15 protein-coding genes are annotated in these 20,694 nt (G+C 50.9%); 2 read left to right on the top strand and 13 right to left on the bottom strand.

The features are described 5' to 3' along the window. Positions 1–2: 2 nt before the first annotated feature. From R70331_RS09740 to R70331_RS09710, 7 genes are all read right to left on the bottom strand, one after another. Positions 3–875, bottom strand: a complete 873-nt coding sequence (locus R70331_RS09740) for a carbohydrate ABC transporter permease (protein WP_042174941.1) — start codon at positions 873–875, stop codon at positions 3–5. Positions 876–902: 27 nt separating this feature from the next. Next, positions 903–1,805 (bottom strand): ABC transporter permease, encoded by a 903-nt coding sequence (locus R70331_RS09735; RefSeq protein ID WP_042174939.1) that lies wholly within the window; start codon positions 1,803–1,805, stop codon positions 903–905. An 85-nt stretch (positions 1,806–1,890) separates the two neighbouring features. Next, complete coding sequence (locus tag R70331_RS09730) at positions 1,891–3,483, bottom strand: extracellular solute-binding protein (protein WP_042174937.1); 1,593 nt, start codon at positions 3,481–3,483, stop codon at positions 1,891–1,893. Positions 3,484–3,832: 349 nt separating this feature from the next. Then, on the bottom strand, positions 3,833–6,064 hold the full coding sequence (locus R70331_RS09725; RefSeq protein WP_042174935.1) for a helix-turn-helix domain-containing protein: 2,232 nt from the start codon (positions 6,062–6,064) through the stop codon (positions 3,833–3,835). A gap of 27 nt (positions 6,065–6,091) precedes the next feature. Then, positions 6,092–7,285 carry an MFS transporter gene (locus R70331_RS09720; RefSeq protein ID WP_042174933.1) on the bottom strand — a complete coding sequence of 398 codons (1,194 nt, stop codon included), beginning with the start codon at positions 7,283–7,285 and terminating at the stop codon, positions 6,092–6,094. Between the two features lie 19 nt (positions 7,286–7,304). Then, positions 7,305–8,276 (bottom strand): ROK family protein, encoded by a 972-nt coding sequence (locus tag R70331_RS09715; protein WP_042174931.1) that lies wholly within the window; start codon positions 8,274–8,276, stop codon positions 7,305–7,307. Positions 8,277–8,314: 38 nt separating this feature from the next. After that, positions 8,315–9,484 carry an ROK family transcriptional regulator gene (locus tag R70331_RS09710; RefSeq protein WP_042174929.1) on the bottom strand — a complete coding sequence of 390 codons (1,170 nt, stop codon included), beginning with the start codon at positions 9,482–9,484 and terminating at the stop codon, positions 8,315–8,317. Between the two features lie 226 nt (positions 9,485–9,710). Here R70331_RS09710 and R70331_RS09705 point away from each other — a divergent pair, with 226 nt between their 5' ends. Then, positions 9,711–10,178, top strand: a complete 468-nt coding sequence (locus R70331_RS09705) for a MarR family winged helix-turn-helix transcriptional regulator (protein ID WP_042174928.1) — start codon at positions 9,711–9,713, stop codon at positions 10,176–10,178. 333 nt (positions 10,179–10,511) lie between these two features. Here the strand turns inward: R70331_RS09705 and R70331_RS09700 are convergent, their stop codons facing one another. From R70331_RS09700 to R70331_RS09690, 3 genes are all read right to left on the bottom strand, one after another. Continuing rightward, positions 10,512–11,198, bottom strand: a complete 687-nt coding sequence (locus tag R70331_RS09700; RefSeq protein WP_042174927.1) for an HAD family hydrolase — start codon at positions 11,196–11,198, stop codon at positions 10,512–10,514. Between the two features lie 183 nt (positions 11,199–11,381). Continuing rightward, on the bottom strand, positions 11,382–11,639 hold the full coding sequence (locus R70331_RS09695; RefSeq protein ID WP_042174925.1) for an AbrB/MazE/SpoVT family DNA-binding domain-containing protein: 258 nt from the start codon (positions 11,637–11,639) through the stop codon (positions 11,382–11,384). A gap of 387 nt (positions 11,640–12,026) precedes the next feature. Beyond that, the gene (locus R70331_RS09690; protein ID WP_042174923.1) at positions 12,027–14,123 is read right to left on the bottom strand and encodes a glycoside hydrolase family 36 protein; all 2,097 of its coding nucleotides are present in this window, start codon (positions 14,121–14,123) and stop codon (positions 12,027–12,029) included. 339 nt (positions 14,124–14,462) lie between these two features. Here R70331_RS09690 and R70331_RS09685 point away from each other — a divergent pair, with 339 nt between their 5' ends. After that, positions 14,463–15,581: an IS4 family transposase gene (locus R70331_RS09685; RefSeq protein WP_042174921.1), complete on the top strand. Its 1,119-nt coding sequence runs from the start codon at positions 14,463–14,465 to the stop codon at positions 15,579–15,581. Between the two features lie 191 nt (positions 15,582–15,772). On the opposite strand, the gene R70331_RS09680 is transcribed toward R70331_RS09685, so the two are convergent. The 3 genes from R70331_RS09680 to R70331_RS09670 all read right to left on the bottom strand — a co-directional run bounded on the left by R70331_RS09680 (position 15,773) and on the right by R70331_RS09670 (position 20,587). Further along, on the bottom strand, positions 15,773–17,101 hold the full coding sequence (locus tag R70331_RS09680; RefSeq protein WP_042174919.1) for a type 2 periplasmic-binding domain-containing protein: 1,329 nt from the start codon (positions 17,099–17,101) through the stop codon (positions 15,773–15,775). 122 nt (positions 17,102–17,223) lie between these two features. Beyond that, positions 17,224–18,870: a response regulator transcription factor gene (locus R70331_RS09675; protein WP_042174918.1), complete on the bottom strand. Its 1,647-nt coding sequence runs from the start codon at positions 18,868–18,870 to the stop codon at positions 17,224–17,226. Then, positions 18,863–20,587, bottom strand: coding sequence for a sensor histidine kinase (locus tag R70331_RS09670; RefSeq protein ID WP_231576440.1), 1,725 nt, complete (start codon positions 20,585–20,587; stop codon positions 18,863–18,865). Before R70331_RS09670 ends, R70331_RS09675 begins: the two co-directional genes overlap by 8 nt. Positions 20,588–20,694 lie beyond the last annotated feature (107 nt).

Raw genomic sequence — 20,694 nt, 5'->3', positions numbered from 1 at the left:
CTTTACCCCTTAACAGCCCCGGTCATTACACCGGAGACAAAATATCTCTGCAGCCATGGATATACAAGCAGAATAGGCACTGTTGCAAATATTACCGTTGCAGCCTTGAGGCTCTCCGGCACAACCGTACTGATGGCATTGCCCTCCATCCGCATCAGATCCGATACCTGGCTGTTCTGGATCATCTGGTACAGCTTAAGCTGCAGCGGGTACAGCTCCGGCTTGGTGATATACATCAGCGTATCCTGGAATCCGTTCCATCTGCCGACTGCATAGAACAGGCTTAAGGTAGCAAGCACCGGCATGGACAGCGGTACTATAATCCTGAGCAGCGTACCGAACTGGCTGCTGCCGTCAATCTCGGCAGACTCCTTCAGCGCATCCGGAATACCGGCCAGGAAGGAGATCAGAATAATCATGTAGAACGGACTGATCAGCCCGGGGAGAATAAGCGCCCAGATCGTATTCAGCAGGTGCAATTCACGAGTAAGAATATATTCAGGAATAATACCGCCGCTGAAGAACATCGTTACTACAATGATGAACATAAAGAATTTACGGCCCTTCAGGTCTTTTTTGGACAGCGCATAGCCGGCAGCAACCGTCATCATCATGCAGAACACCGTGAAGAGCACGGTCAGGAAGATAGTGAAGCCCAGGGAACGGATCATCGCAGCATCACTGAACACCTTTTTATAAGCCTCCATATTGAAATCCAAGGGGAATAAAGTGACTTTTCCCGATGAAATCGGCACGGTTCCGCTGAACGATACAGCCAGAATATGAATAAACGGAATCAGGCATGCCAGCACCGATAGGGTCAGACAGATGACAATGAATGTATCAAATGCCTTGTTAGCTGCTCTTTCACTCATAGTGTACACTCCCTGTCAAAAGGTTCTTTATAGGATACTCTCGTCTGTAAGCTTTTTGGAGATGTAATTGGCTGCCAGCAGGAATATAAGTCCGACTACCGCCTGGAACAGCCCCACCACCGTAGCCAGCGTATATTGCCCCGATTCCAGACCGATCCGGTATACGAAGGTGCTAAGCACATCCGAGTATTCCCTTACAGCCAGATTGCCAATAACAAACGGACGCTCAAAGCCGATGGAGATCATGTTACCCAGGTTGATAATCAGCAGTGTAACAATGGTCGGTTTGATTCCCGGAATCGTAATATGGAGAATACGCTTTAGCCTGCCCGCTCCATCCACTTCAGCTGCCTCGAACAATTCCTTATTGATGCCGGTAAGCGCTGCGAGGTATAGAATTGTACCCCAGCCCGCACTCTGCCAGACCCCGGTCAGCAGATAGGTGATCAGCCAGTAATTTTTATCAGAAAGGAAAGGCACCGAATCAAAGCCGAGGCTCATCAGCAGATTGTTGATCATCCCGGACTGTGTGCCGAACAGCTGATAGACAATTCCCCCGATGATTACCCAGGAAATAAAATGCGGAATGTACAGCATGGTCTGCGACAGCTTTTTAAACCAGACCACTTTGAGCTCAAACAGCATAATGGCAAGAATCAGCGGTGCCGGGAATGATACGATAAGATCAAGGAAGTTCAGCATCAGCGTATTGCGCAGGGTTAAATAGAAATCATGATTGGCAAAAACCTCACGGAATCCGTCCAGGCCGATCCATTCACTGCCTCCGATTCCCCTGAAAAAGTTAAAGTCCTTAAATGCAATCTGCACACCGTACATAGGGCCGTACTTAAAGATGATGAAGAAGGTAATGGGCAGCACCAGCAATGCGTACATCTGCCAGTTTCTGCGGAAATATCGGGCATACCCCATGGGCGGCTCCTCCTTTGCTGTTCCTCGGATTATAAGGGGAGCAGTACGGCCCGAAGGCCGCACCGCTCTGTCAAATTCAGATCTGTTACTTCTGATCGCTATAGGCAGCTTTGCGCTCATCCAGGATCGCTTGTCCGCCGCTTCCCATATAGTCCTTCAGCATGCTTTCATAGGTTGTATCGAATTCCGCCGGGGACACCATGGCTGATTTAACAATCAGCTGCTTAATTTTTTCACCAAGGGTAGTGCCGTATTTACTTTCAGCCTCAATTGGACGGCTTGTGTATACAGGTTCAATGGCATCCGTATTTGAAATCTCCAGCGATTTAGCAATGATATCCTGATACTGAATCTTAAAGCTCTTTACAAAAGCTTCATTATTCTTTTCCTGGCTCTCAAAAATCCGGCCGTTAGCAATAATGCCGATATCTCCGCCGCCAGTCAGCTTATTGGAGGATTCAGCAGACATGTCCGGGATACTAACCGGCACGCCGTCTTCCAGGGTATAGTGCTCGCCTTCGATCCCGTTCTGAATGTACATCAGATGGTCTTCAGAGGCCATCCAGTCCAGATATTTGATCGCTTCAACCGCATGTTTGCTGGATTTCGGGATCATTACATACATTCCGTTCGGAGCAGCCACCGGCTTGGCGTGCTTGCCTTCACTATTCGTGTAAGGATCAATTGCGGTCAGGACCGCATCCGGATGATTCTGCAGCAGCACATCATAAGCGCCATCAGGGTAAAAAATATTATCATTGTCTTCACTGAAAGCACCTACGAGCCCGGAGCCGATATTCTGTGTCAGTGTTTCCTTATTCTCATCCAGGGCAAAATCCTTGCTGATCAGCCCTTCGTTATACAGCTTGTTCATATATTGGACAGCGTCCTTGAATCCGGGCAGCAGAATCGGATAATCTCTGGAGCTCAGTGTCTGGGTCAGCTCGAAGCGCTCCTGCTCGGTTACAGGCTGGATAAAGGACCAGATCAGAGACTCATATTGGCCTGGAGCAATCGTCATGCCGAGCGGAATGACCTTTCCTCCGGTTTCACCCGGGTCCTTCTCCTTGAAGGCTATCAGTGTATTGTAGAGCTCCTCTGTAGTTGTTGGAACCGGCAGCCCCAGTTTATCCAGCCAATCCTGGCGCACGAAGGAGGCATATTTCCCAACGGTAGAGCGTTTGGCCGGGATGCTGTATTGAACACCCTCATATTGGCCGTATTTGAGTGTTGCTTCACCAAGGAAGGCTTTCAGATTCGGTCCGTACTCATCCAGCAGCGGGGTCAGATCGGTTAAGCCGCCCTGCTCGGCATATTTATTGAAGGTACCCGAATCATAGGTGAACACAATATCAGGGACATCGGTGCCGCTCGCCATCAATACATTAAGCTTGGTTACTTCCTCCGAGCGGGGAATAGGAACGAATTCGACGTCGATGTTGTTGGCCTGACCAAAGCTTTCTTTTACATAATCGGTCAAAAAATTATCCGATGCCGTAAGTCCAGCCGGTGCGTTGCCGCGGTCAAACACTTCGATTTTCAAGCTTCCGGCTTGCTCTGCTCCGCCTTCACCCGCACTTGTACTATTGTCTTGCGAACACGCTGACAACAATACTGAAGAAGCAAGAACTGCCGAAAGACCCAAAGCTATTTTCCCTTTGCCGTGACCGATTGCCATATTCCCTCACCTTACCCTTTCGAATTCTGGTATTAACCCAGTCGTCTCTGTCTCTGTTATGCTTTCGACTTGATCATGGGATGAATTATTACATCGTTTTTACAAAAGTACAATAAACATGTTTCTTTGCGCTTTTTCATGAAAATAAAGCAGTTTTACGTCATTTTTCATGACATATATACAATTTTCCCGTGGATTTTAGGCGGTGAATAGTAAATTATCAGATATATATAACACATATATAACATAAAAAGTCATGGATGCAATAAAAAAATCTGATAAAAAAGCGTAAATGCCGGCCGCTTGGCTTCCGGATTTACGCTTTACTTATGCTTTGTTGATATATAGCTTACGGATGATTCAGCTTCCGGTGATCGCCGGGAGTCATTCCGGTAACCCGCTTAAAGACTCGTCCGAAGGTAATAGCGTTAGCATATCCAATCTGCAGTGCAATATCCTGTATGCTGTCCTGCGTGTTATCCAGCAGCTCCTTCGCCTTTCTAACCCGCAGCTCTGCAAGGAAGTCGACAAACTTCATATTGAATTCCTCCTTAAACAGATAGCTGGCATATTTGCCGGAGATCTGGAACCGTTCGCTCAGATGGTTTAAGGAAAGATCCGGGTTAGCATAATTGCCCTCGATGTAATGCTTAACCTCCTTAATCATGACACGGTGGCTCTTGAGTTCATTCACCGACACATAAACATGGTAGGTTTCATTAAGCCAGCCGGTCAGCAGCTCCCTGATCTCCTCAAGATCTTTACTTTTGCGGATCTGCTCCTGCAAACCGCCGTTACCGGTTAATGCAAACTGCCTGTCCAGAGTCTCCGAGATGCCTTTTAGCTCCTGCTCCAGCGCCTGCAGCATGACCTCCAGCAGCATGTAAATTTCCTCATCCTTCAAACGGTCCTTGCGGAACGAAGATAATATTTCCTCCAGCCGGCTCCGCCAATTCTCTCCCGACAGCCGGAATTCACGGACAAGCCGGGTGAAATTATCGAAATATTTATAGCTCTGCAGACCAGGCTCTTCCTGCCGGTCCATATGAACCGCGGCAATCTCCGTTCCCAGCGATAGCCTGTGGCTCAGTACACCGGCAGCAGCAGTGTAGGACAGATGAATATCCTGCAGGCGGTTAACACTATGACCGACGCCAAAGGTAAGGGAGAGCCGCAGATTATCCAGAATCCAGCTGTGGCACCCTTTGGCCAGCTCAAGCAGCTGCTGAGGGCTATCTTCTGATGGCTGGCGGCGGAGGCCGATCAGGACAGCAAGCCGTTGTCCGCTAACCCATTCCGACCATGCCTGAAGCTGTTTCTCGGCCATCAGGTCACTGATTACATGGGTCAGGGCGAATTTAAGCAGATTCTGCTCCTGCCGGGATAGAACCTTCAGCTCATCTGCCGTATTGATCTCCGCCGCAAATACAACAAAGGCGTCAAACTCTCTTGTTCCCTCAAAGGGGTCAAGCGCTGTTAATCTGTCCTGCACATCCTTTAAACGTTCGCCGCCCATGATGTCCAGGAACAGCTGCCTGCGCTGGATCATCAGATTTTCATAGCGCTCGCGCTCATAATCCGTCGTCAGCTGCACCAGACTGTCCAGAGCTGTGTGCATCAGGGCCAGCTCATCCGGGTTAGCAGCGGCAGCCGGTTCATTTTTTCCATGGGGCTGCAAAGCTTGAATCCGTACCATCAGCTGCTTAATCGGCCGGTAATTGCGCCGGGTGATATAAATGATATATAGCACACCGAGGGAAATCGTCACCAGGCCGATCACAATCCAGACATAGGAAATGACTGAGATCCAGTCAAACAGCCGGCCTGCACGGAGTCCGCTCTCAAAGGTCCAGTCCAGGCTCTCCGCCTGAATGGTGGACAGCTTGCGGATGTCGTCGCCTGATGCCTGCGAGGAATCATACATCAGGGTGCCTGCAGAATCTTTTATCCGGACAAAAGAAAGCTCGCCGTTCGTTAACCCGTCCACCAAGCGCTCCAGACGGTATACGCTGATGTTGATCACGATGTAACCGTCTGAACCCAGGGGAATCGGAAGCCTTCTGGCCAGAGAGACCACCGGATATTCTGCCTTGGCATTCCTTGGCTGGTACATCCGCACCGGACTCCATCCGCTCTGCACCTGCTGCTGTGAGATCTGATCAATGTATGCTGCCTCATGAGTTAAATCGAGGTCCACGTAACCGCTTTGGCTGAGAACCTGCCTGTCCTTGCTGCGGTAAATATAGATCGAGTCGATTAAGCTGATGCGCTCAACCAGGCGGTTCATGCTCTGGACAATTTCGTAGGATCTGTCATCAGGGAAAGCCGCACCGGACTTATCAAAAAAATCATTGTAGGCGTAATTATTCTCGATCTCATCGAGCACACTGAACTGCGCATCACTTAAAGTCCGCTCCACGGTATCTGCAATATAGCTGGTGGAGATATAGTTGGCTTTTTGCGTCTCGCTGCGGGAGAGCTCTGTAATGATCATAAAAGCCAGAAAAATAAGCACGGACACAACAAGCAGAAAAACAGGGAAATATGAAAATAGCATCCGGCTGTACCAACTGCGCTTCATAGCTCTTCCCCTCCCTTTTTAGGAATATTATCGGCTTGAATGCGAGACTGCCTTAACCCTGTACAACAGCAAAGCGCCGGCTGCTGCACTGACTGTGCATGCGAAATACATCAGCTCCGGTCCGCCCGTCTCCAGCAGATAGCCGTTCAGCAGATTCCCGGCAATACCGCCAAGGCCTACAAACACCATATTGAACAGGCTTTGTCCCGTGGCCTGCAGCTCCTTGCCTGTAATTGAAGCTACATACTCAACAGCAGCAATGTAAAAGAAGCCGAAGGAAAGACCGTGCAGCGCCTGAACTCCTATCATTACAGCGGGAACCGGGACGAGCCATTGGATGGCCCAGCGGAGCATGTAGGCAACGGAAGCCAGCATCAGCGTTTTTTCATAGCCGTATTTATTAAGCACCCTGGATGCCGCGAGCATCGCCGGGACACTGGTAATGGAAGCAATCAGCAGCGCAATGCCGGACCACGAGAAGCTGCCTCCGGCCATCTGAAAGGTAAGCACGAAAAATGAATTGAAGGCGGTAAGCGTCTGATTGACCAGAAAGCAGCCGGCCAGAAAGAGCAGAAATACCTTGTTGCCCAGCAGTGACCTGATTCCTTGGGAGAACGTAACGCTGGTGCTTCTCCGCTCCGCACTTGCAGGTATAGTAATTACCAGTGTGAGCGCGAGCAGATTAAAGATCAGAAACGGGATCCAGAGCTCTGTTACCCCCAGCCAATTGAGATACAATCCGCCAAAATATCCGCCCAGCGCCGTGCCGACACTGCCGAACAGGCGTATCGTTCCAAAGGAGGTTCCAGCTGCCTGGGCCGCCCTTACCGCATAAGAGTCGGCTATCGGCGTCTGGGTGCTCTGGAATATAGTGTACAGGCTGTATACCAGCACGATAACCAGCAGCCATTTCAAATTGTAAAGATAGACAATGGCTCCGGGAATAATCAAGGTGAGCATCAGCACCAGCCGGGTCCGTTGATAGCGGTCTACCAGTATTCCCCACAAGGGCTGGAACAAAATCGCCAGCAGGGTACCAAAGGCCATCATGACTCCGATTGCCTGGCTGTTCATACCCTGATGAACCAGCAGTGAGGAGACGTACGGATTAAAGCTCCCCCCTGCCAGACCCGTGAACAGGTAGAGCCCGCGCATTTTCAGCAGCACCTCGGACTCCTTGCTTTTGACAGAAAATCTTATTATGCCCAGTTCACGTTTCATGATCAAACCCTCGTTTCTTTTATTGGCCTGAAGTGAGTCTGCTTCTTACAGCAGCCGCAGCTCCGATGGCTCCCGCCCGGTTACCGAGCTCCGCCTGCCGGATTTCCAGTGATTGCTGCGGTGTATAGCGGCTGACACGTGTTGTAACCTCATCTATATATCCCTGATTCTTCTCCACTACTCCGCCGCCGAGAATGATAAGCTCAAGATCGAGCGTGACTGCTATATTCTTGACGACAGCGGCCATGTGTTCATATGCCTGATCCAAAAGCTGCAAAGCGACTTCATCCTCGCGTTCCGCTGCCGCAAATACATGCTCAGCGCGGACAGGTCCGCCCTTCGCCAGTTCGCGGATTAAAGAAGGACGCTTGCTGCTGTGCACATAATCTTCAGCCTTCGCTCCGATCCCTGTACCGGAAGCCTCCATTTCAAACGGGCCGAACTCGCTGTACTCCGGATCAGCTGCGGCAGTGTACTCACCGGGCTTAACGATGAGATAGCCGATCTCGCCGGCTGCGAAGCCGGCTCCCCGGTAGAGCCGCCCGTCCAGGAACAAGGCGCTTCCGACCCCGGTTCCAACCGTGATCATGATGAAATGCCCGAAGCCTGCAGCAGCTCCCGCTGCGTGCTCGCCCAGTGCCGCCATATTGACGTCATTATCTAGTACTATAGCTCCAGAATAACGGGCGGCAATGAGCGGACGGATATCTATAGCAGGCCAATTCAGCGCCGGAGCACTGGTTAGTGTTCCAGTACGTTCGTTCATCACTCCCGGAAAGCCGATCCCTATTCCCTTAAGCGATGAGAGCTTACCGCCGTTACGGATACAGCTCTGCTCCAGTTCAGCAAATAACCAATCAAAGAATTTCCCCGGATCACGGCTCAGCTGTGTCTCCAGCTTGTACTCCTCCAGTATATTGCCCTGCTCATCTGTTAGGCAGAGCTGTGTTTTGGTTCCGCCGACATCGATTCCTGCGCTAAATAGGTTCATTATGGATTCCTCCGCATAGTATGATTTGTTGTGCAGGCCTAATGTCCGCGGATATTACGGAAGGCAGCCTGAATTGCAATTTGAATGGCACCAAGCACCACATCCTTGTCTCCATTGCCGGAAACAGACAGCTGCGGCTTACGGTGCAGCTGCGCCAGCCCGGCTTCCAGCCTGTGCAGCAGCAGGTCTCCGTTCCCGCCGATTCCGCCGCCCAGCACAATCCGTTCCGGGGCGATTACCGCACTAATACTGCCAAGCGCTTCTGCAAGCAGGCCGCAGTAAGCATCCAGAATGGACTCAGCGAGGGCATTGCCGCTGCGGACTTCATCAAATATCTGCTCAGCAGATACACCCGGTTCTGCAAACAGCGGATTTGCTGATGAATCATGCTCCGCGGATATGCGGGAAGCGAGCTGCTTCAGTCCGCCTGCGGACAGAATATCCTCCAGCCTGCCCGCACTTAGCATCACGTTGGCCAGCTCCCCTGCACCGCCGCCAAGTCCGCGGTAAATCTCCCGGCCCAGAATCAGGCCGCCGCCGGTACCCTCACCAATGGAGAAATAGAGGAGAGAGCCGCTGAATCCCTGCCCCGATAAGGTATACTCGGCCAGGGCGGCGAGGTTTACATCATTTTCGGTGACGACAGGCACCGGGAACAGCTGTGTCAGAGCCGTCAGCTTCAGTGTTGCCTCCCGGCCCCCCAGCGGCGATACCAGCTCAGACACCTTGCCGTCTGCCGGATCAACAACACCCGGAATTCCGAAGGCTGCCGACTGGATACTGTCCCAGTTCAGCCCGGCCTCGGCAAGCAGCTCATCAAAGCCCTGCACCAGAAAAGCCTGAAAATCCGGCTCTGCCAGATTCTCTGCCGGCATAACCAGCTGTTTGTAATGACAAATCTCTCCGCCCATATCCGCCAGCGCCATCCTGATCCGGGTCGCTCCCAGGTCAACACCGATGGTATAAAAGCACTTCTGGTTAAATTCAAGCAAAGTGGCCTTCCGGCCTTGGGCATTCTCAGCCCGTCCTGTTTCTCTGACCAGCCCCCGCCCGATTAATTGCGCAACCGCCGAGGAAATAGTAGGCTTGCTTAGTCCTGTTTCACGGCTAAGATCTGCTCTTGATTGCGGTCCGCCGGCAATAATCCGGTCCAGGATCAGCATTTCATTCATGTTGCGCATCGCTTTCGGCGTTCCTGCAGATGACATATTCAGCATTCGCCCTTTACAAGATAGTTAGTTAAGTTTCTTAACTTAATATACAATACTTCGGCAATCATCCGCTAGACTTTTGTCAGGTTCTATAACACCAGCCGGCAGAGAAAAATATCGGACCGTTGCTATGTCCCTTATCAGGACTAGGCTCTGTACCTGTTTTCTTTTCCCCAGTCTCTTGGGCTATAATTGAAGGTAAATATATTTACGGGGTGTACAAATGAAAGAACACAGCTATGACAACGTGGACGCTCTAATGGGGGCATTTCAACAATTCTCGCGGCTTAACTGGCAAAAAACAGCCATGTTCGGATTGAAGCCGAGTGAGATCCGGGTGCTGATTACAATCCATATGGGCAAAAAAAGATCCGGAACGGACACGCTGACCGTCTCTGAAGTCAGCAGGCTTCTCCGGGTAACGTCCCCCACCATTACGCAAATGGTAAATAGCCTGCTCAGCCAGGGGCTGGTCGAACGCAGCACCGACTCCCAAGACCGCAGAATCAGCGCCCTTCAGTTGACGGAGCAGGGTGAGATTCTCGCCGACAAGGCAATCGCGAAGATCCGTGATACCTTCAAGGGCATGATTGACCATCTGGGTGAGGACAAAAGCAGCCAGCTCATCGGACTCCTGAACGAGGTTCATGCTTATTTCGAGCAGCTGAACGGGGAGCCGGACTGCTCTTAATTTGTTGCAGTATCACGCCCAGCTGTCCCGCCCAGCCTTTGTGCCGCACTCATTGGGAGAATCAACGGTACTTTTACTGCTGATTCAGCTGCTCCGCCCACTTCCCGCCAAATTAACGGCACTTTTACCGTTGATGCCACCGCCCAGAGCGCCGTCACGCCTGCTTTCAAACACACCGTTTACTTTTCAGCATACAGCTGCCCTCACCATTCCACGCTTTTACGGAAACAGATGGCACCCTTTCTTTACTTAAATGTACAAAAACAATAAAAGCACCAAGCGCAGGTTCTCCCCGCACTTAGTGCTTCTATAAACTTGGTTCCAATATTCCGGTTATCCCTGCGATTCCGCGCTGTCGTACAGACCGATTAGCTCATCGAACGCAGAGATAATGACATCTGAGCCCTTAAGCTCCTCCTGGCGGCCGAAGCCGGCATAACCGCAGCCGATTACGGTCTGGCCGTTGCCCTTGCCGGCCTCCACATCGGATGAACGGTCGCCGACCATCCAGGCGCTGCTCACCCCGTTATCCTTAAGCAGGATGCCCAGCAGCTCCGTCTTGGTTGCTGTTCCCTGACCCCCTGCGCTGTATAGCCCCTCGAACAACTCCTTCAGCTCATGTACAACTACAATGCTGTGAATGTAATCCGCCAGCCCGTTGCTGGCGACGAACAGCCGGACCCCGCGCTCATTCAGCGCATGCAGTGTCTCCACTACCTTCGGATACAGCAGGGTGCCGCCCGCTTCCAGCCCCTCAATTTCCAGCTGGAGCAGCAATTCATCCGCCCGGCGGTGTACAGCTTCATCTGCTTCGGGCATCACATTATGCCAGATCTGCGCCAGCAGCATTCCCAGACTGCCCAGGATCCGTTCCTCCGGCGGCGTCGGGCCGGCATACAATCCTTCTTCACGGAGGATATCGAACATTTTATGATAAGCAGGCAGTAACAGGCTCTCAGTCTGGAACAGTGTTCCGTCCATATCAAAAACAATCGCTTCCGGTTTCTTCAGTTTAGCCATTAAGTGACCCTTCCCTTCCGGTGTTGTTCTGCAGGTGATCCCTAAATCATGATATAGGATTGCAGCATACGTTGTCTATAAATCCGGCAATCAGGACAAGTAAAAGAGACCGGTGCATCCACTGTCAAAGTGTCTGCATCCGGCCCCTTCATTCACATCATTAATGTAAGATTCAATAATAGCCTAGATCCGGTCAAAGCTGGAGATCAGCTCGTCCAGTACATCCTTACTGACCATTTTACCTCTGAAGTTAATGAGGTTTTCTGCACTGCCGGAGAAGATGCAGGTAGGCTCATATTTTCTCAAAATGATCTTTTCTCCGTCAACAAAAATTTCCAGCGGGTCTTTTATGTCGATTCCCATTGTTCTGCGCAGCTCAATCGGAATTACAATACGTCCCAGTTCATCTACTTTTCTTACAATACCTGTTGCTTTCATCATTATGCATCCTCCCTTGAAATAAGCACCTTATATAATCATTTGTGTTAAAAGCTCTCAATGCTTCTAAATAGTAGTAATGATTACGCTCATATCTGCATTGTAAAGTGCTATTTCTTCCATGTCAAATTTATTTCTACATCTTTTGATATATATCGACAAACTATTCGACAAAGTTTAGAGATGTTTCGACAAAATATCAAAATAAACACTTTTTAAACCATTTTTCATTTTAATTAGCAATATTATGATAATCAGATAGTTTTGTTTAAATAATAATGGTATTTCGAGTAAATAGCAAAAAGACACCCTCCGCAAGCACTGGATTACTGTTTCCAGGTTGCGTAGAGTGTCCCGATTCTTCCGGTTCTTTAGACCTTAACGTCCACGTTAAACATGTAGTTCAAACAGTCTGGCTGTCTTGCCCGCAGGGATAGATACGGTTAGGCTGCCTTCTGCCTTATCCCATCTCCACTCTGAGCTGTGCTGCTTAGGATAGGCACAGCTGATACGGAGATCACGGCCTGCCAGCTCAGGCATCGGCAGGGTAACGGCCTGCTCACCGCCGGCAATCCGCCATACGGCCAGATAGCGGACATCGCCGTGCTGCAGGCCGTAGCTGACCCACCCGCCCCTGCTGTCCGGAAGCCCAAGCGGCCAGAAGGGCAATGCCTGCGGGATATAGGTGCGGATGGACTTATAGTAGTCAAGCGCTTCGCGCACCAGTTCCCTGCGGCCGGGCGCAAGCTCCGCGAGATGCCCGCTCTGGTGCACACGAAGCAGCAGGGCATTTACCATGTTAAAGATTACCTCTTCATTATCACCTTCCCGCAGCGGGTAAGACCACACCGCCGACTGCTCCGGCGTCAGTGCCAGCGGGGAACCGGCTGCAATTGCCGCATACTGCACATAATCCTCCTGGTCACTGGTGGACTGGATGCTGTGCCGGCTGAGCATGGCATAATCCATCCGCATCCCGCCGCTAGAGCAGTTCTCGATGACCAGCTCCGGATAACGCGCGAAGATGCTGTCCAGCCAGGCGAGATAAGCCCGGTTATGCTGCAGCAGCCCATCCCCGAAGCTGTCTGCCCCCGTCTCCGTACCAATGCCTGCATTGATGTTATAATCCATCTTGATGTAGCCGACGCCATATTCCTCCACCAGCCGGGCAATAACACCATTGGCATGCTCAATTACCTTAGGATTACGGTAGTCCAGCTGGTAGCGGCTGCGGTCCTTGACCCGCTTACCGTGCCGCATGAAGAACCAGCTGTCATCGGCTTCAGCCAGCTTCGGACTGTTGATGCCCATAACCTCCAGCTCCAGCCACAGCCCCGGAATCATACCTTTGCTGCGGATGTAGTCCAGCACATATTTGATTCCTTCCGGAAAACGCTCAGCCGATGGCTCCCATTCTCCGACGCCGTCCCACCATTCGCCCGGCGCATACCAGCCGGCATCAATGCAGAAGTATTCGCAGCCCACATCTGCGGCGGCGTCTATCAGCGGCAGAAGCTTCTCTGTCGTCGGACTGCCCCACAGGCAGTTCATATAATCATTAAAAATAATCCGCAGCAGCTCATTGTCCTCATTCGGTCTGCGGATAATCCGGCGGTACGCGGTCAGCTGTGCAGCCGCTGCTTCTATCCCGCCATGCACGGAGCCGGCTGCAACCGGCACAGAGGTAAACTCTTCACCCGGCGCAAGCTTCCGCCACCAGTGGTTGTCATGCTCTGTCGGTCCGCTGACCAGCAGGGTGAGCTGGTCATACTGGTCGGTCAGCTCCCAGTGCCAGGAGCCGTTATGCTCAATCTGCCAGAACAGGCTGCTACCGCTCTCCTTGTTATGCAGTACCGCCATGGGCAGAAGCTCTGCTGCCGACCATGAGCCGGTATTGCTGGCGGCGATCCGCTTCGAGCCCCGGTCAGCCAGATGATACATGCCCAGCTCCGGCAGGCTGTAGGTTCGCCACTGCAGCTCACTCTGCCAGCCGCTGTGCGCCAGAGTGACTTCTATTTTATCACCTCTGTCTCCGTCTCCCTCTTTATCCACACCTGTAAGCGCAAAGGAAGAGACATATTCAATAGCGGCCTCGCTATCGCCTTCATTCTTCAGCACCGTCCAGGCACGGATGATCTGCACACCGCTGTAGAACTGGAAATGCTGTACTGCCTTAACACCCGTTACCGGATCAGCGAGCGTCAGCTCCAGCTTGCGCCCCAGTGCATTCACTGTGTCACTGTGTCCGCTGTATACCATCCGCAGCCCCGGATAGGAGGCGCGGTGCGTCCGTCCGTGATATTCATCCCGGTCCTCCCCGGACAGCTGCAGCTCCAGCAGCCGGAAGCCCGGCTTATGCTTGTCCGCAATCACGCCCGGCTCAAGCGGAGCTGTCCCGAAATGCAGCAGCCGCACATCCAGCTCTTCTGTAATTTCAATCGTAAGATAAAGCCCGTTTTCGGCAATCTCAATCAGTCTGCTGGTCATATGTTGTTATTCCTCCTGACAAATGTTGGTTTCTCTTCTGATTATAAAGGCTTATGCGAATCATATTAAGTGGAAATTCTCCATCTAATTCTTCTTCAAACAACGGGATTAATCATTTAGTTGGAAAATCACCACTTAAATGTGCTTAAATTCTCCTCAGAGGGTGGATTCGCCGGAATTAGCTGGAGGTTTTCTAACTAATCATCGTTAATCATGGAAAATGATGATATTAGCTGGAGAAAATCTAGGCCTGTTGATTAGCCAAAAAAAGGTAGAAAAAAGGCCGCTCATTCGGTAAAGTGTTTGTACCCCTACAAACATCCGAAACGAGGCGACCTCATGAAAAAGTCTACTTCATTATCGAATATTCTGCAATTAGTGATTCCCGAAGAAAAATTGCATCCCATCCTCGATGAATTGAATTACGTCGATGTGGGGCGAAAGTTTACCGTCTATGATCTGTTTCTATTTTTGGGCGAAGCTTCGTTTCAGCAGTGGAACGGATACAGGGATGGAGAACAGCGAATGGCTCATAGTGGGCTGCGTTCTGTCGATCACTCCACCCTTTCTAAAAAAGCCAAAGACGTTCCTTATGAATTATTCAAGCGCCTGATGAATGTTATGATTGGATTGTGCAACCGAAAAACAAAGCGTGTCCTCGGTATTCCAAAGGAACTTCTCATCGTTGATTCCACTACGATTTCTGTGGGTCTGGGGCGGCTACCTTGGACTCCGATTAAAGGTAAAAAAGCAGGCGTTAAACTACATGTAGGAATCATTGGCGACCGAACTGAACTACACAAAGTCACTGAAACGACCGGCAAAGAGCATGATTTGAACAGTTGCAAGGATCTACTGGACAGCCGCTACATTTTAGTTGCAGATCGCGCTTATGGTAAACACAAACTGTTTGACCTTTACCAAGAGCAAGAGAACAGACAATACTTTGTGATTCGACTTCACAATAATACAACGTTTACAAACCCAATTCCCCGAAATCGAAAGCGTCCTTTTTCCGGAAGTGTCGAGCAAGATTTAACCTGCCAGTTGGGTAAAAATAAGGCCCTTTCGGAGAACCTGTTTCGGGTGGTCATCCTTAAAGATCCCAAAGGAAACCCGGTTGTTCTTGCCACAAATCTGCACTGGTATTCGCCCGAAGGGATCGCAGCCATTTATAAAAAGCGTTGGCAAATTGAAGTCTTTTTTCGTTGGATAAAGCAGCACCTAAACATTCCTAAATTGTTTGGAACAACGGAAAATGCAGTGTATGGACAACTGTACGTGGCTCTATTGGTTTATGTTTTGCTTAAATTACTGTTCGAGCAAGGAAGTGCGACTGTACATTTTAGCGCTAAATTAACATTTGCCGATTTTGATCGGTTATTTACATTGCAGAGATTGCCGCTAGAGTGGAGAATTTATTTAACCAATGCTGTGAATTTAATTACCAGAATTTAGATAATCAACAGGCCTGGAGAAAATCCACCTAATCTCTCAGCCTACAGTGGCCGGAAATCCAAACGCTCTCCACAGTTACGGCCAACACCGAAAATCCCCTTACTAATTCTTCCTGTCTTATCCCTACAGCAAAAGACGGCCCCGCCGGTAAGAAACTTACCTTCGAGACCGTCCCGGATCATCACAATCTGTTATTCAGCCGAACCGAATTGAATCCATGCTTTTTGAATTTCGTCGATAGCCTGGTCCTTTGTCTTACTGCCGCCAATGTAAGCCTGCATCAGCTCACCGAATTTCTGATGGAAGGTATCCAGCGAGTAATTGACGGACAGGTCGCCGGATTTCTCGGTTTTGAGGATTTCATCCATTTCCTTAGGCATCTGCAGATCAGGCATCGGAGCATCCTTGATTGGCGGAATAACCTTGGCTACAGTGGAGAACCAGCTCTTGCCGTAGTCGGAAGTGTACAGCCAGTTAAAGAACTCGATCGTTTGGGCAGCTACTGCGGAATCCTTGTTGATGCGCAGTGCCTGGTCGGCACCGGTAATAATCTGGGACTGCTCAGCCTTGTCGCTGACCGGATAGCCGGCAATGCCAAGGTCAAAGTCAGGGGTGATCTTCTTGATTGCCTCCTCATCCCATGCGCCCTTACCGGTCATGAATGCCGCTTTGCCAAGGGCGAAGTCGCTGACCTGAGCGTTACTGTCACGCTCCAAAGGCTTGTCTGTACCATGTTTAACCGTAGTATCAATGAAGCTGAAGAAGTTATTGTACAGCACCGGATGATCCTTGATGGTCGTTTCACCGGCGATGAACTGGGCTACAAGCGTCTTGGCATCCGTTCCCGCATCGATTGCGGCTGCATCCACGAAGTGCTGGAAGATATGCTTCCATACCCACCACTCTTTGTAGGCATTGGCGAACGGTGTGATGCCCTTGGCTTCCAGCTTGGTGATGGCGTCATCCAGCTCAGCGGTCGTTTTTGGCACTTCAGTGATGCCGGCATCGCTCAGCAGCTTTTTGTTATACATCAGCACGAACAGGTTCCCTTTGACCGGGAGCCCCAGCACCTTGCCGTCCGATGAGCTCATATTGGCCCGTACAGCGTCAGTCATAGCTGCAGCCAGCGGCTCATTGGTCAGATCCGCACTGTATTCAGCAAAAGTATCAATATCCCCGCCGGCAGTGGTCTGGAAGACGTCAGGTGTGCTGCCTGCGGCAATTTTGGATTTCAGTACAGTATTATAGTCGGCCTGCATAATTTCCAGGTTGATGGTCACGTTCGGCTTCACTTTTTTATATTCGGCAATGTAAGCATTGAAGGCGTCCGTGTACTCTGGAGAAGCGGTGAACATATTAATCGTTACGGGCTTGGAGGAGTCTGTTTCTGTAGCTGCATTATCCCCGCCGTTTGTTCCAGCTGTGTTGTTAGCCGTATTATTGTTGTTGCCGCCGCAGCCGGCCAGCAATCCCCCGAATAGCAGCAGGCTCGCTGAGACTGCCATAAATCTTTTTAACATGATGTTGCCCCCTTTTCCTCATGCATCTTGTGTTCTTGCTGTTATTCTAAAGAAAAAGAAAAAGGATAAGAATGTACATAAGTGAACTTCTAAGGGTAAAAAAGTGGGCTAATGTAACCGTTTCACTTTTCTCCCTCCAAGGCCCCGGTCCGGAATTCAGAAGGCGAACAGTCGTAATAATTGCGGAAAGCCTTACTGAAATAGTTCTTGTCCTTATAGCCCAGCATCTCAGAAATATCCTGAACCTTAAGCGCCGGGTCGGCCAGCAGATCCTTGGCTTTGTCCATTCTCACCTTTTGCACATACTCATGAATGCCGCAGCCGTATTTGCCCTTGAACAGCTTCATCAAGTATTCTCTGCTCAGGAAATACTTATCCGTGAACATCGATATTTTAATATTCTCGAAATAATGGTTATCAATGTATGCTTTAATATTTTCCAGCACACCGCTGCGGTTACCGGCAAGCGATCTGCTGATTTCACCGGCATAGGCATCCAGAAGCTCATTGAGCAGGCCTTCAAACTGGCTGAACGATGCGTAATCTCCGCTAAGGCCCAGCGCAGCCAGCCCTCTGTTCTTGACCGCACGCAGCGCAGCCGGCGCTTCCTCCAGCTCACCGGCAAGATCGCCGAGCAGCATCAGAAATTCGCGGAGCGTACGCTCTGCATCCCCCAGGCTGAAGCGGGCGGAGGACTGCCATTTCCGGGTGAACTCACCCAGAATGCTTTTGGCATGGGCCGCATTGCCGTTCTCCAGAATACTGCGGATCTGCGGCATCCGTCCGGTTAGAGACGGGCTGTCCTTGTATTCCTGCACGGCTGACCCGGCTCCGGCAACCATGGGCCCTTTTAACTGCAGCAAATCAATATCGTCCAGCCTCTCTTTTGCTGTTTCATAGGAGCCCGCCAGCTCCAGATAATCACCGTATGTAGCACCGACTGCACCGGCACAGACAATGCCGAACAGCTCCTTCAGCGTCGCGGCAGCCTTTTTCAGCTGATACACGGAACGGAAGGCCGCATCCTCTTCATAGCCTTTTTTCATCGTAAAAACAGCAATCAGCTCACGCTCATTCTTCGGATTCACAAAGCTGAACGCCTCGAATGCCCCGCCGCTGTTCTCATTAATCACGTTCGTCACGGCAAAATGCATCAGATCACGGTCCTCGTGGAACCTTGCGCGGCGCACCTGCTCCAGATTAAGCAGTCGCAGAACGCCGGCCGTGAACTGGCTGCCTGCTGTATCCGCGCCGATCAGCGAAAGAAAGGCCTCATTGGACTGGCTCTTGAAGCTGCGTTCTATAATAGAGAGATACATTTTCTCCTTCAGCTTCGGTACGGACATATTCAAAGTAATATTTTGCGTGATGAATTCGCTCTGCTTCCGCCGTTTCGCATCAAGCATATCCACAGCCTTGCGCAGCGCAATGTTGAGATCACCGCGGTTCACCGGCTTCAGCAGATAATCGACTACCTTGGAGCGGATCGCCTGGCGGGTATACTCAAAATCATTGTAGCCGCTGATTACAATCAGCAGCAGCTCGGGAAATTCGCGCTCCGCAATCTGCAGCAGCTCGCTGCCGCTGAGCTCAGGCATTTTCATATCGACCAGGACCAGATCAAATTTGTCCCTGCGCAGCATCTCCAGCCCGGTTTTTCCGTCACTTGCCTCAAGCACCTCACTGACCCCCAGCCCCTTCCAGTCCCCCAGAATATGAATGGCTTCGCGCAGCGGCTCCTCATCATCAATAATCAGCACTCTATACATGTTGTCCCTGGCCTCCCCGCGGTAAAAGAATATCCATTTGTGTTCCGTTTCCTTCACTTGTAATCAGCAGTCCCGCCTCATCCCCGTACAGCAGCTTCAGCCGGGTATTCAGATTTTTGAGTCCGATGCTCTCATGTTCCCCTTCCGCCCCGGATGCTTCAGCCCTGCTCTCCTCATCCCACTGAATCTGCAGCGAGCCCAGTACCTCCTCCAGACGCTCTGCTGTGATCCCCGGGCCGTCATCCATCACAGAAATCACACTATAAGCCGGTGTTATATGGGCCTCTATCCGGATAGTGACGGTAGCCGACACCTTTTCCAGCGCATGCTTGATACAATTCTCCACCAGTGTCTGCACAGACAGCTTCGGAATCCGCAGCTCCAGCAGACTGTCGTCCCATTCGTAGACGACCTGCATACGGCTGCCGAAACGGGCCTTTTGCAAGGCCAGATAACGCTCAATATGCCGCAGCTCTTCACTCGCCAGCACGACATCCCGGCCGCTGATGCAGTATCTGAGCGTAAGCGCCAGATTGTCCACCATCTCGACGATATCATCATTGTTATTCTTGAGCGCCTTGGTGGAAATCGCCTGCAGGGCATTATAGAGGAAATGCGGATTGATTTCGGCTTCAAGCGCTTTTAGCACTGCATTTTTCTCAACGATTTTCATCTTATAGCGTTCATTGATCAGCTCGTTCGTCCGCTCAACCATCTTGTTGAAATGCCGGGACAGATAGGCAATCTCGTCATTGCCTTCCACTCTCGCCTCTGCCTCAAAGCTGCCGGTGCTGAAGCGCTTCATCTGCAGGGACAGATTTTTGAGGGGACTTGTAATCCGGTTCGACAGAAAGCCAACCAGAATGACCGAAGCAATCAGAAAGAGCAGCCCGATTGAATAGCTGAGCTTGCGCGTTGTGGTCGCCGCTTCGTAAATTTGCTTGTAGGGAATTGGCTTAACCAGCCTCCAGCCCTCTTTTTGACTGATGTCGTAGATGACCAGGTACTTTTCCTCATCGTCTGACCAGGTTACCTGCCCGCCCTGCTCCGGGGTCAGCTGCTTGAGCAGCTCCGCCTTCTCCGCTGTAGCATAGAACTCCCGGTCATCCACCACATACGGCTCATTATCCGGGCTGATATACATCAGATGCTCCCCTTCCGAAAAGGGAATGTCCTTCATAATCTCATCCGTTACGCTTGAGTTGAAGTACAGCGACAGTACAGCCTGCGGCTCACGGGAGGCAATGGAGCGCAGCAGCCGGTGGTAGCCCATGAAGCTATCATCCGGATTCACCTTATAATCGCCATTTTCTACAGTACCATTGACAAAAGACTGGTAGGACCGGTTATTGGGGCTTGCCAGCGCACGCTTGTACCAGGTCAGGTTATCAATCGGCGGATGCTCAAGGACCCGGACCGTAATATTATAGTTCTCCTTCGTGACATAATAATATTTCTGCTCCTTAATGATGTAGAGGTAGATCGATTCCAGATCTTTACGTGAAAAATAAAGGTTCTTCAGATAGTCCTCCACATACATCTTGGAAGCGTAGTCATCCGATTCATGCATAATCGCATAGGCGAACTCATCATAGGAGATCTGCGGCAGGGACAGCTGCTCGATTCCGCCCAGGTAGCTCTCCAGATTCCGGCCGACCAGCAGCAGGTTGTTGCTTGTGCTCGCTATGCTGTTGTTGACCGATTCCTTGCGCAGCATCCCGTACGAGATGAAGGTCAGCGAGGTGACTACCAGAATGATAATAATGGAGAACAGCAGGATCAGCTTGTTGGCCAGACGGCGGGAAATCCGCTCCAGCAGCGGCT

Origin of the sequence: Paenibacillus sp. FSL R7-0331 (genome assembly GCF_000758645.1) — a bacterium.
In the GTDB taxonomy this organism is placed as follows: Bacteria; Bacillota; Bacilli; order Paenibacillales; family Paenibacillaceae; genus Paenibacillus_AQ; species Paenibacillus_AQ camerounensis.
This window is presented reverse-complemented; position numbering and strand designations above follow the sequence as displayed.